Raw genomic sequence first — 12,253 nt, 5'->3', positions numbered from 1 at the left:
CAACAGCAATTCCCCCGCAGCGGTTAGCACCAAGCCGCCAGGCCGCCATAAGCCCTCTAAAGCCCCACGGCTTTGCGTAGTGCTTCGTTCATACGGCCCTGCCAGCCTTTGCCGCTGGCCTTAAAGCGTTGGACTACATCTTGATCAAGACGAATAGTTACCGGAGTTTTAGGAGTATCCAGTCGAGGGCGTCCGCGAGCTGCAATTGCTTTCTCCATTTTCTCCGCCATTTCGGGGAAAACTTCCTTAAATGGCTTCATACTGGATAGCTCTTCGTCGGTTAGCGGTGGGCTATCGACTGCGTCCCAATCCTCTTTGGTATAGCCGTGGGCTTCTGCATGTTTAGGTCTGAATTTGTTAGCCACTAGATTTTGCTCCTTTCGACCTTATTTGCTGTTCGCATGGAAATGATTGAAAGCGCTTCTGTTCCGAGAGTGATGAAGATGACAACAATCGTTCCATCAGCAAGACGGCCAATAGCTTTTAGCCGCCCTTGTTTTGTGCTGGCTACGTTTGCAGCCAAAAAGAATTCATAAGACAAGTCTGCAAAATCAAGCCCGTGCTTGGATAAGTTGGATTGTCTTTTTGGTTCGTCCCAAACGATGTTCATATAATGTACGTACATTAAATGGAAAGCGCAAGCAACAATAAAAGTACATACATAAATATTTTGTGTAGGTACAATCAAGCTCCTGCCATTTCAAGGGGAACTGAAACGGTATGTCATCTGATAATTGAGGAAAGAACAACTTGGCGCTTCGCCTTTCAGAGAGGGACAAAGCGGTAATCCTGCAGGTCGGCCCAAAGACGCACGCTGCAAGCTCGGGGAAAACTTCTCGAAGACCTTTTGCATTCATGGGAAGCGCCAGGCCCGGCTGTCTATCAGACGGTCATTGATTCCAAACCGGAAGCTTATTTGAAGGGCGTTCCGTCTTTGATGCCGAAAGACCTGAATCAACGTCGACCAGACTGGCGAGATGTCTGATGAGCAACGCCGTGAACGGCTCTGAAAACGCGACGCTACAATCAAAGCTTTCCTCACTTCGCATTCAAAAGATGGAAATCATGCAGGAGAGGGAGCGGCGACAGAGCATTAATCGACTTCGCTTTTAAAAACCCTATTCGCAACAGATTGAGTTTCACACTGCAGCCGCTTCTCACAGGGAGCGCCATTTTGTTGCTGGCAACGAGCCTGGTAAATCATCCGATCATCCTGCTGGTTCTAAAAGCGGCAAACCTACACGCGATGGTGTGCAGCGCCTTTTGATGGGCCATCGGATCGGGAAGAGGAATGGGGACCGGCCTGCCGTTATCAGATACAGAAAACTATTAAAGAAGTGGGCGGGATTAGCGGACACAAAAGCAGCGCCACCACAACAAAAGCGCGTCTATCGTTCCTCTCCCCTGCATTGCAAAGCGTACTTTCCGTACGCCTCCAGAGGCGGGAATGATCGCTCCGATCTGTGGGTCGTTTGTTATGCTTTGCTCACACCAGGCCTTGCTGGCACACAGGCAACACAGACCCCAAATAGTGACGCGCCTGGTGCCACCGACACACCCACCCATGATGATAAGACCCCTGATGCTGGTCAGAACAGCCTGACCGAAGCGCAGGCCACCGAACTGTTCAACAAGGCCGGCTATGCCGAGCTCAAAAATCTCAAGCTCAACGAGCAGGGCCTGTGGGAGGCATCCTCAATGAAGGATGGCAAAACTGTCATGCTGACATTGGATGCCGAGGGCAAGGTGTCTGAGCATATGATGTAAATCATTGCCCCCGTTGCAGAAAAAGCCGCGTTAGCGGCGTTTTTTGTATGGGTATCGAAGCTGCGGGCGGGTTGAAGCATCCTCCCAAAAAGCGGTGCGCGCGTATCGCAGAGACGGCGCAACACCAGGGCGGGGAACACAGTCCCCGCAACGAAGCGACCGCCACGGCGTCCCCCTACATTCGATCGGCCCTTTATCCTATCGGATGAGGGGCTCCATGCCGGACAAATCTTAACTCTGCACGGGTGGCGTCAGCGCTTTGAGCGCGTCGATAAACCGATCCATTGTCGCAGACAGGTTCCGACCCTCCATTGTCAGAATATGCAGGGCACTGGTCGCCAGAATGGGATCTTCGATCGGCACCAGCGCAATATTGCGGTGATTGCCGCGCGCTAGGTCTGGCGATCCTGTGATCGAGGTTGTCCCTGAAAAGAAACTGTAAGCACGCAGCATCGCCATCGAATTGGTGGAGAAGACTGGGTTAAAGGCAATTCCTTTCGCCGCCAGGGCGGCCTGCAACAGAAGCCGCTGGGTCCGGTCCTCGTCGGGAACCGCCCATTGTTCGCCGCGCAGATCATCCAATGTAACAAAGGGCCTTCCCGCAAGGGGATGATCGGAGCGCAGCGCAGCAAAGATCGGTCGCAAGGCGATATGCTGAATGGCAATATCGGGCGGCGGCGGATAGCTGTAGGTGATACCAATATCCGCCGCGCCATTCTTGATGCGTGTACAGATATCAGGCGAGGTGCCGACCCAGACATGAAAATGCACCGCAGGGTGCTGCTGGCGAAAGGCCTCGATGGCATAGGTAAGGCAATCAAGGGCGAAACCTTCATAGCTGGCGATCCGAATGAGCCCATGCGATTTTCCGGCAAGCGCGCGCAATTCCGAAAGCGCCTCTTCCATGCCGATTGCCAAACGCTGCGTGCGCTGCAGCAGCAGATCGCCCGCAGCGGTCAGGACCATGCCGCGCGGTCGCCGCTCGAACAGCACGATGCCCAGAGACTCCTCGAGTCTGGCGATCTGGCGGCTGATGGCCGAGGTCGAGATATGTAGCCGTGACGAGGCTTCATGCAGGGAACCTGTCTGGGCGACTTCGCGAAAATAAACCAGCGATCGATGTTGCATGGACACCCTGTTGCATAAAATGCAACAGGGTGTCCACTTTAAAGCAATTGTTGCAAGCCGTTACGGCTGATAATTGCGTTCAGGACCGGTTTGAAGCCGCCTGTGCCTCGCCCGGGTCAGACTGCAGGCGGTGACCCCGTTCATGGCAGCGGCTGCGGTGACGCTCATGCTGCCAGCAGAGCCGCAAGGCACCGACCGACCATTATCCTGGAGGAAATGATGAACCCGTTCCTGGACTATCTCACCACCCATGCAGACGATATGCTCAATGACCTGAAGGCGCTTGTCGAGCACCAGTCGCCAACGCAGGACAAGGCTCTGGTCGACGCCTGTGGCGCCTTTCTCTGTGACCTGTTTGCGCGTCATTTGAAGGTGCAGCCCGAACGCTTCGCGCAGAGAGAAGCCGGTGATCATCTGTTGTTCAAGATCGGACAGGGAAATCGCCGCACCTTGCTGTTGACCCATTTCGACACGGTCTGGGATCTCGACCGCCTTGGCACCCGCATCGAAGACGGAAAATATTACGGACCTGGCGCCTTCGATATGAAGGGCGGTGTCATCCAGGGTATCTGGGCGTTGAAGGCGTTGATCGCCAGCAAGTCCCTTGACAATCACGAGGTCTGGTTCCTGTGCACTAGCGACGAGGAAACCGGCAGCTGGCATTCGCGCGCGCTGATAGAGGAGATCGCCCGACAATGCGATCAGGTGCTGGTGCTTGAACCGTCGGAGGAGGGGAGCGGAAACCTCAAGATTGCACGCAAGGGGACCGGGCATTTTCATATGCTGATCAAGGGAAAGGCCGCGCATGCCGGTAACAATCCGCTCGGCGGTGTCAGTGCGGCCGAGGAAATGGCCCGACAGATCCTCAGACTTCATGCGCTGCAGGACCTATCCAGAGGCACCACGGTCAATGTCGGTATCGCTCAGGCGGGAAACCGCATCAATGTTATCCCCGATCATGCCAGCCTGTCGATCGACGTGCGCGTCACCTCGCTTGAGGAAGCCGAACGGGTGGAAGCGGAAATCCGCGCCTGCCCGGTTTTTCTCGACGGCGCCCAGATCGAGGTTTCCGGCGGACTCAATCGTCCGCCCATGGAGCTCAATGCGCGCAACAAATCCCTGTTCGAACAAGCTGTCCGTGCGGGAGCCGCCCTTGGCATGAGCGTGTCGGGCAGTGCTGTCGGTGGGGGAAGTGATGGCAATTTCACCTCGGCGCTCGATATTCCGACGCTGGATGGACTGGGTGCCGAAGGCGGTGGCCCGCATGCCGAATACGAGCATGTGAGCATAGCCGGACTTCCACGCCGCGCCGCGCTGATCAGCCAGATCATCGCCAACAGCTGAGCAATTCGGAGTAGGGAGGCGGCATGATCAGCCGCCTCCGCAGGAGGAAATAAAGCCCATGACTGCAACCCCATCATCCGCGGCCCCCAAAAAGGGCCTCAGTCTACAAAACCCTTACGTTCTTCTCTTCTGCATGCTGGTTCTGGCCGGGATCGGCACCTGGATCATTCCGGCAGGCCAATATGCCACTGAAGTCCGCAATGGCATTTCGTTCTCCGTACCCGGAAGCTATCATGGTGTTGACCAGCATCATGTCTATCCGCAGGCGCTGTTTCTCGCCATTGCCGAAGGTCTGATTAAAAGTGCGCCGATTGTCTTCATGGTGATGTTTACCGGCGGCGCCCTGTATGTGCTTGAGCAATCCGGTGCTGTGCACCACATGCTCAACGGCATAGCAAGAAACCGCAGGCTGAACGACCTCACCCTGATCATCCTGTTCTGCGTCGTTTTTTCGGTGCTGGGCACAACCGGTATCGTCGTTAATTCGGTAATTGCTTTCGTCCCCATCGGGATCATGGTGGCGCGCTCGATTGGCATGAACAAACTGTTCGGCATTTCACTGGTCTATATCGCCACCTATACCGGCTATAATGCATCGATCTCGGCACCGACATCGGTCGGACTTGCGCAGCGGCTCGCCGATGTCCCGCTCCTCTCAGGAATTGGCTTGCGGGTCGTCATATTCCTGGCGTTCCTGCTGGCCACCATCGCTTTCCTGTGGCTTTACGCCCGCAGCCAGCGCAAGATATCACCGCGCCCCAACCAGATCGAGGATGGCGAACCGCAGGGCGATCCAGCCCCCGGTCAGCGCACCCGCTACTGGCTCGCCCTGCTGTTTACGGCCCTCTGCCTTGGTGGCTTTATTGCCGGAGCCGTCACGCTCAACTGGAGCGAGAAGGAAATGCTTGCCATGTTCATCATCATGGCAATCGGTGTCGGCATCATCGCCCGCATGTCTGCCGACGAGATCGCCAAAGGCTTCCTCAAGGGCTGTTCGCAGCTTGTTATTGGCGCCTTCATCGTCGGCTTGGCGCGTGCCATCTCGATCATTCTCGAACAGGGCATGATCCTCGACACCATCGTCTCCTATGCCGTGCTGGCGCTCGACGGGTTGCCCCGTTCCCTTTCAGCAATCGGCATGTATGTCAGTGCGATGATCATGCATGTGTTTATCTCGTCTGGATCCGGCGAATCCGCGGTGCTGATCCCGGTATTCACACCGCTAGGGGATATTCTGGGGATTACCCGGCAGACCACCGTCCAGTCCGTCGTGTTTGGAGAAGGGGTCGTCAACTGCATCAATCCGACATCCGGCGTGCTGATGGCAATCCTTGCCACATCCGAGGTCTCCTATGGCAAGTGGGTGAAATTCATCGCCCCGCTCGTCATCGCCTGGGGTTTGATCAGTGCGATCTTTCTCTACATCGCGGTTCAGATCCAGTGGGGCCCGATCTGACTGCATTACGGCGTTGACGCCGCCAACAGAGGCCCTGCAATTGGCAAGCCGTTGCCAGGGCCTTTCATAGCAGCCCAGTCGATAGCATGGCCTAGATGGCATGGCCTTAATGGCATGGCATCGATCGCATGCGAGGATTGCATGGCGAGGATGGCGCTTGACAGAAGGGTCCCGCTCACCGATTGTAACTGGACCACTGGATAGACCAGTGGATCAGTGAGGTCGGATTTGAACGCTGCGCATGATCTTCTCCTCGATAACAAGGCCGGCCTCGGGCGCAATCTGGAGCGACGGACCATGCGCGACGTCATTGCTGACAAGATCGGCGCGCTGATCGCATCGGGTTTGCTTCGTGTCGGCGATGAGCTTCCGGGCGAGCGCGAATTGGCGAGCGCTCTTTCGGTCAGTCGGCAAACGGTGCGCGGCGCCATTCAAATCCTTGCTGCACATGGCATCCTCGATGTGGTCCAGGGCACCAGAACCCGGGTTGCCCGCTCAGATCTCGGCAGCCTGTCGATCGGTATTACCGCGCAAATCAATGTCGATCGCTATGATGTTCACGCCGTGCATGCGGCGCGTATGCTGGTCGAACAACAAATTGTCGGCGACGCAGCGCAGCTTATTTCCGAGGCAGCGCTTGAAAGCTTGCGGCTTTCGCTCGCAGCGCAGGCTGCCTGCCTCAATGATCCCGTGCGCTTTCTCATCTGTGACCGCGAGTTTCATGTCACCATCTATCGAGAATGCGGAAATCCGCTGCTCGCAGACATCGTCACCGATCTCTACACCTATATGATGGAGCATCGCCGTCGCGCGGTTGCCCAGCCCGGGGCCCTTGACGGCAGTTTCTCCGACCATCAGAAAATCCTGACAGCGCTTGAAAATCGCGATCGCGTCGCGGCCATGGCAGCCTTCGCAGTCCATGAGCAACGCATTTACACCTCCACACAAAAATCGCTGGCCACGCGCGGTCAGCTCCCCTCTGAAGCCAGCACGGCTGCTAAGCCGTGATGGCTTAGCAGCAATTTGAAAAGGGTCCTTTGAATGCATGTCTTGATTATCGGTGCGGCTGGCATGGTCGGAAGAAAACTGACACAGGCCATCGTCGCTGTTCCAGCGATTGACGGGGTGCCGGTTGAAAAACTCAGTCTGGTCGATGTGGTGGCGCCACAGGCGCCTGCCGGATTTGAGGGCAATGTCACGTGCAAATCCGTCGATATTTCAGACCCACGCGTCGCCACGACATTGATCGCAGACCGACCGGATCTGATCTTCCATTTGGCGGCCATCGTTTCGGGGGAGGCGGAGGTCGCGTTTGAAAAGGGCTATGCCATCAACCTTGATGGCACCCGTTTCCTGCTGGAAGCCATTCGGCAACAGGGCGAAATCTCAAATTACAGGCCGCGACTGGTGTTCACATCCTCCATCGCGGTGTTCGGCGCGCCTTTTCCCGATCGGATCGATGACGAATTCTTTCTCACCCCGCGCACCAGCTATGGCACGCAAAAGGCAATCGGCGAATTGCTGCTCGCCGATTACGCCCGCAAGGGCTTTGTTGATGCGATCGGTATCCGTCTGCCGACTGTCTGCATCCGTCCGGGAACACCCAACAAGGCAGCCTCCGGGTTCTTTTCCAATATTCTGCGTGAACCGCTCATTGGCAAGCAAGCGATCCTGCCGGTCGCCGAAACCGTGCGGCACTGGCATGTCAGTCCGCGCCGGGCTATCGGCTTCCTGCTGCATGCAGCCAAAATCGACACCGATCGACTTGGACACCGCTGCGTGCTCAATATGCCGGGTCTTTCGGCAACCGTTGGCGAGCAGATCGAAGCGCTGCGCCGGGTGGCCGGTGATCAGGCGATCGCTCTGATCCGCAAGGAGCTCGACCCGCAGATCGCAACGATCGTCGATGGCTGGGCCCAGGATTTTGACGCCTCACGCGCCCTTGAACTGGGTTTTGTCGCGGACAGTTCCTTTGACGAGATCATCCATATTCATATCGAAGACGAGCTGAAAGGCGTGCTGAAAGAAGGGGTGAACTAAGGTGAGCGATCCACAGACCGTAACCATTATTGGCCTCGGCTCGATGGGCTTTGGCGCCGCAACCGCGCTTTTGCGCGCAGGCTTCCGCGTCAAGGGTGTTGATCTGCGCAGCCAAGTCCTGCAAGAATTTGCGGCACAGGGCGGTGACGCCTATCCGACCGCAAAGCAGGCCGGTGCAAGCGATATTGTCTTTGTGTTCGTCGTCAACGCCAAGCAGACCAAAGAGGTGCTGTTTGGCTCCAACGGCGCGGTAAGCCAGGCCCCGCAAGGCACCGTCTTCGTGCTGTGCGTGACGATGGAACCGAGCAGCTGCATCGAAATTGCGGCCGCGCTTGAAGCGGCTGGAATGCTGGTGATCGATGCGCCGGTCTCCGGCGGCAAGCAAAAGGCGGCAACCGGCGAACTCACGGTGATGGGCTCGGGATCACAACAGGCCTTCGACAAGGCTGCCCTGGCGCTTGAGGCGATTGCCGCCAAGGTCTTCCATCTTGATGACAAGGCTGGAACCGGCTCGAAGGTCAAGATGATCAACCAGTTGCTGGCCGGCGTTCATATCGCTGCAACCGCCGAGGCGCTGACGCTCTCGGCCGGGCTCGGCCTCGATCTGGGAACCGTCTTCGATGTGATCCGTGTTTCGGCCGGCGCCTCCTGGATGTTCGAAAACCGGGGCCCTCACATTGTCGAGGGCGACTATGCCGCGCGTTCGGCAGTTAATATCTTTGTCAAGGATATGGGGATCGTCACAGCCGAGGCCACGGCGCTGGGGGCCAGCACACCGCTCAGCGAAACCGCGCTCTCCCTGTTCCGTGAGGCAGCGGAAGCTGGCCTCGGCCTTGAGGATGATGCGGCGGTCGCCAAGATCTTGGCACACAAGAGCGGCCTGCGGCTGCCTGGCATGGGGGCGTAAGTCATGGCAATTGCCTTGGGCGCGATCGCAGATGACTTCACCGGCGCCACCGATCTTGCAGCCTTGCTGGCGCGCAGCGGCTATCCCGTCTCGCTGCGGCTCGGCCTGCCCGACAAAAACGAACCGGTCGCGCAGGCTTCCGCCATTGAAATCATCGCCCTGAAAATCCGCAACGCGCCGCGCGAAACGGCCGTCGCCCACGCTCTTGCAGCTTATGACTGGCTCAAGCAACGCGGCCTCAACAAGCTTTACTGGAAATATTGTTCGACCTTTGACAGTACCGCTGATGGCAATATCGGCCCGGTCGCCGAAGCGCTGATGCACGCAACGGCCGCACAACAGACCATCTATTGCCCGGCATTTCCAGAAAACGGCCGCACCGTGTTTATGGGACATCTTTTCGTGGGCGACAGGCTGCTCAGCGATACTGCGATGAAGGATCATCCGCTGACGCCGATGCGCGATTCCAATCTGCTGCGCCTGCTCGCGCCGCAGGTGCAAGGCAAGGTCGGTCTGGTTAACCGCCTGACCATCGCCAAAGGCGTCAAATCCGTGCGCGCAGCACTTGCGGCGCTCAAAGCCAGCGACATCGCCCATGTGGTGATGGACGCGGTGGCGGATGCTGATCTTGCGACCATTGCCACAGCGACGCTCGATTTGCCCTTGCTAACCGGTGGCAGTGCGCTGGCAATGCCATTGCCTGCACTTCTTGACGCACAAGGTCTGTTGCAAGCGAAGGCCAACCCGGCAGCTCCCCCGGATCTGGGCGCAGGCCAGATCGTGCTCTCTGGCAGCTGTTCCGCCATGACCCTTAAACAGGTGGCCACCTTTCAGAACCAAGCGCAAAGCTACCGGCTTGATCCGATCCGACTTGCTCAGCCAGGTGGCAGTCGGGCGGTCATTCAATGGCTTAAAACAGTGCCGGTCACAGCGCCCAAACTGATCTATGCGAGCACGGATACCAGCGGGCTGAAAGCCGCGCAGGCGGCACTCGGCGTTGAGCGCGCTGGACAGATTGTCGAGCAAACGCTCGCCGAAATTGCCGTCGCCGCCTTTGCACTTGGCACCAGACGCTTTGTGGTCGCCGGCGGTGAGACTTCTGGTGCGGTCGCACAGGCGCTCGACATCAAAAAGCTGCGGGTCGGCCGTGAAATTGCGCCTGGCGTTCCTTGGACCTATGCCACAACACAAGGTGCCTCGGTCGCACTGGCCTTGAAATCCGGCAATTTCGGAACTCCCTCCTTCTTCCGTGATGCCTTGAACATGCTGGAGGCGGGATGAGCGAAGAAGCCCAGCTGCGCGAAACGATCTGTGTGTTGGCAAAGTCGATGTATGATCGCGGTCTCACTGCCGGATCGTCCGGCAACATCTCCGCCCGCCTCTCCGACGGACGCCTGCTCGTGACCCCGACGGGAAGCTGCTTTGGTCGGCTGGATCCGCAGCGATTGTCGTTGTTTGATCCGGCGGGCCACCTGCTCGACGGTGATCCGCCAACCAAGGAGATGCCGCTGCATACGGCCTTTTACGAAACCCGTGGTGCCCGCGCGCAGGCCGTGGTGCATTTGCACGCCTGCCATTCCGTCGCTCTATCGCTGCTGCCCGATACCGATCCCGACAATATGTTGCCGCCGCTCACCGCCTATTCCATCATCAAACTGGGGAAGGTGAAGATGCTGCCCTATTTCATGCCGGGCGATCCGGCGATCGGGGCTGCGATCAAGGGACTTGCCGGAAAGCGCAGCGCCGTCATGCTCGCCAATCACGGACCCGTCGTCGCGGCAAGCGACCTCGAAGCCGCTGTCTACGCGATCGAAGAACTTGAGGAAACCGCCAGGCTCGCCTTGCTGACGCAGGGCCTTAGACCCAATGCGCTCACCAGCGCGCAAATCCTCAAGATCGTTGAAAAATTTGATGTGGAGTGGGACTAGAATGGCGCGGTTTTCTGCAAATCTCGGCTTCTTGTGGCAACAGCTGTCCTTGCCCGATGCGATCCGCGCGGCAAAACAGGCCGGCTTTGATGCCGTGGAATGTCACTGGCCCTACGCGCATGCTGCAGCTGACATTCTGACAGCCCTTGAGGAGACCGGCCTCGCCATGATCGGCTTGAATACCGTCCGCGGCAATGTCGAGGCGGGTGACAATGGACTGAGTGCCCTGCCGGGTCGCCAACCGGAAGCGCGGGCGGCGATCGACCAGGCGATCGATTATGCCGCGGCCCTTCGCTGCGCCAATATCCATGTCATGGCCGGACGCGCAAATGGCGATGAAGCGCACAAGGCGTTTCTCGCCAATCTGCGCTATGCCTGCGCGCGCGCATCAGAACACGGCATCACCATCCTGATCGAACCGCTCAATGATCGTGACGCCCCAGGCTATTTCCTACGCAATTCTGGGCAGGCCAAAGCCATTATCGATGCCCTGCGGCTGCCCAATCTCAAACTGATGTTTGATTGCTATCACATCCAGATCATCGAGGGCGATATCAGTCGTCGTCTTGCGGCGCTGTTGCCTGTCATCGGCCATGTGCAGATTGCCTCCGTTCCCGACCGTGCCGAGCCCGACCACGGCGAACTCGACTACATGTTTGTTCTCAACAGACTTCAAACTCTTGGATATGCGCGACCAATTGGTGCGGAATACCGCCCGTCGGCCGATCGCCAGGACGGGTTGGAGTGGTTGCAGATATTGCGCCAATCCCCACCGGATATAGGTGCACCGACTGCCAAGAAATCGCCAATAGGATCAAGAGGAGGTCAGGATGAGTGAAGATGTGGTGGCCGGGAAAAAACCGGTAGCACTGGTGACGGGCGGCGGGACCGGCGTGGGCCGCGCCATCGCAAAAGCATTGGCCCTTGCCGGTTATCAGCTTATCATTTCCGGCCGGCGCACCGCCGTGCTGGAAAAGGCGGCCGCGGCGCTCAGCGCCGAAACCAAGGGCAGTTTTTTAGCCGTGACCGCCGATGTCAGCGATCCGGTTTCCGTCAAAAGCCTGTTTGACACGATCGAAAAAAGCTTCGGTCGGCTGGACTTGTTGGTCAATAATGCCGGAACCCTGGTGCCTGGCGTTGCGATCGAGGAGGTCAGCTTCGATGACTGGACCGCCATCCTCGGTGCCAATCTCACCGGCGCTTTCCTGTGCACACAGCAGGCTTTTCGCCTGATGAAGGCACAAAACCCGCGCGGTGGCCGCATCATCAATAATGGCTCGATCTCGGCAACCACCCCGCGCCCCAATTCCGCGCCCTATACTGCGACCAAACACGCCATCACCGGTTTGACCAAGTCCACCGCGCTCGACGGTCGCAATTTTGATATTGCCTGCGGCCAGATCGATATTGGCAATGCCGCCAGTGAGATGACGCAGAAAATATCGACCGGTGTCGTCCAGGCCAACGGCACCATTGCTGCAGAGCCAACCATTGATCCGGTCCATATCGGCAACGCGGTCGTCTATATGGCAAGCCTGCCGCTGGATGCCAATGTATTGACCATGACCGTGATGGCGACCAAAATGCCACTGGTCGGCCGCGGCTGACCCAACTGCAACCAACACGGCGAAAGGGGAGAAAAACACCAAAATGCAAACGTCGGAAGTGAGGAGCCGGCGGTTC

14 protein-coding genes are annotated in these 12,253 nt (G+C 57.9%); 11 read left to right on the top strand and 3 right to left on the bottom strand.

The features are described from left to right. Positions 1–56: 56 nt before the first annotated feature. Both ABWV94_RS20625 and ABWV94_RS20620 read right to left on the bottom strand, forming a co-directional pair. Complete coding sequence (locus ABWV94_RS20625; protein WP_064322579.1) at positions 57–365, bottom strand: BrnA antitoxin family protein; 309 nt, start codon at positions 363–365, stop codon at positions 57–59. Continuing rightward, the gene (locus ABWV94_RS20620) at positions 365–610 is read right to left on the bottom strand and encodes a BrnT family toxin (protein ID WP_094543984.1); all 246 of its coding nucleotides are present in this window, start codon (positions 608–610) and stop codon (positions 365–367) included. Before ABWV94_RS20620 ends, ABWV94_RS20625 begins: the two co-directional genes overlap by 1 nt. A gap of 124 nt (positions 611–734) precedes the next feature. Between ABWV94_RS20620 and ABWV94_RS20615 the strand changes: the two genes are divergently transcribed. Next, the gene (locus tag ABWV94_RS20615; RefSeq protein ID WP_353415198.1) at positions 735–920 is read left to right on the top strand and encodes a DUF5681 domain-containing protein; all 186 of its coding nucleotides are present in this window, start codon (positions 735–737) and stop codon (positions 918–920) included. A gap of 562 nt (positions 921–1,482) precedes the next feature. Further along, positions 1,483–1,767 (top strand): hypothetical protein, encoded by a 285-nt coding sequence (locus ABWV94_RS20610; protein ID WP_235819081.1) that lies wholly within the window; start codon positions 1,483–1,485, stop codon positions 1,765–1,767. Between the two features lie 231 nt (positions 1,768–1,998). Here the strand turns inward: ABWV94_RS20610 and ABWV94_RS20605 are convergent, their stop codons facing one another. Next, on the bottom strand, positions 1,999–2,895 hold the full coding sequence (locus ABWV94_RS20605) for a LysR family transcriptional regulator (RefSeq protein ID WP_113496253.1): 897 nt from the start codon (positions 2,893–2,895) through the stop codon (positions 1,999–2,001). Positions 2,896–3,114: 219 nt separating this feature from the next. On the opposite strand from ABWV94_RS20605, the gene ABWV94_RS20600 reads away from it, so the two are divergent. The 9 genes from ABWV94_RS20600 (at position 3,115) to ABWV94_RS20560 (ending at position 12,177) form a co-directional block, all read left to right on the top strand. Further along, complete coding sequence (locus tag ABWV94_RS20600; protein ID WP_353415197.1) at positions 3,115–4,239, top strand: M20 family metallopeptidase; 1,125 nt, start codon at positions 3,115–3,117, stop codon at positions 4,237–4,239. Positions 4,240–4,297: 58 nt separating this feature from the next. Then, positions 4,298–5,695: a YfcC family protein gene (locus tag ABWV94_RS20595; RefSeq protein WP_353415196.1), complete on the top strand. Its 1,398-nt coding sequence runs from the start codon at positions 4,298–4,300 to the stop codon at positions 5,693–5,695. 297 nt (positions 5,696–5,992) lie between these two features. Further along, the gene (locus ABWV94_RS20590) at positions 5,993–6,703 is read left to right on the top strand and encodes a FadR/GntR family transcriptional regulator (protein ID WP_353415214.1); all 711 of its coding nucleotides are present in this window, start codon (positions 5,993–5,995) and stop codon (positions 6,701–6,703) included. Between the two features lie 33 nt (positions 6,704–6,736). Further along, complete coding sequence (gene denD / locus ABWV94_RS20585) at positions 6,737–7,735, top strand: D-erythronate dehydrogenase (protein ID WP_353415195.1); 999 nt, start codon at positions 6,737–6,739, stop codon at positions 7,733–7,735. Position 7,736: 1 nt separating this feature from the next. Beyond that, positions 7,737–8,642, top strand: coding sequence for an L-threonate dehydrogenase (ltnD, locus tag ABWV94_RS20580; RefSeq protein ID WP_353415194.1), 906 nt, complete (start codon positions 7,737–7,739; stop codon positions 8,640–8,642). A gap of 3 nt (positions 8,643–8,645) precedes the next feature. Then, a complete protein-coding gene (gene otnK / locus ABWV94_RS20575; RefSeq protein ID WP_353415193.1) occupies positions 8,646–9,923 on the top strand; it encodes a 3-oxo-tetronate kinase in 1,278 nt (425 codons plus the stop codon). Beyond that, positions 9,920–10,570, top strand: coding sequence for a 3-oxo-tetronate 4-phosphate decarboxylase (gene otnC / locus ABWV94_RS20570; protein WP_113496246.1), 651 nt, complete (start codon positions 9,920–9,922; stop codon positions 10,568–10,570). Before otnK ends, otnC begins: the two co-directional genes overlap by 4 nt. Before the next feature lies 1 nt (position 10,571). Then, positions 10,572–11,408, top strand: a complete 837-nt coding sequence (locus ABWV94_RS20565) for a hydroxypyruvate isomerase family protein (protein ID WP_353415192.1) — start codon at positions 10,572–10,574, stop codon at positions 11,406–11,408. Continuing rightward, positions 11,401–12,177, top strand: a complete 777-nt coding sequence (locus ABWV94_RS20560) for an SDR family oxidoreductase (protein WP_353415191.1) — start codon at positions 11,401–11,403, stop codon at positions 12,175–12,177. Before ABWV94_RS20565 ends, ABWV94_RS20560 begins: the two co-directional genes overlap by 8 nt. Positions 12,178–12,253 lie beyond the last annotated feature (76 nt).

Source organism: Brucella sp. NBRC 12953, assembly GCF_040369775.1.
Taxonomy (GTDB): domain Bacteria; phylum Pseudomonadota; class Alphaproteobacteria; order Rhizobiales; family Rhizobiaceae; genus Brucella; species Brucella pseudogrignonensis.
Note: the sequence above shows the minus strand (reverse complement) of the source record. Positions and strands in the feature narration are given on the sequence as shown.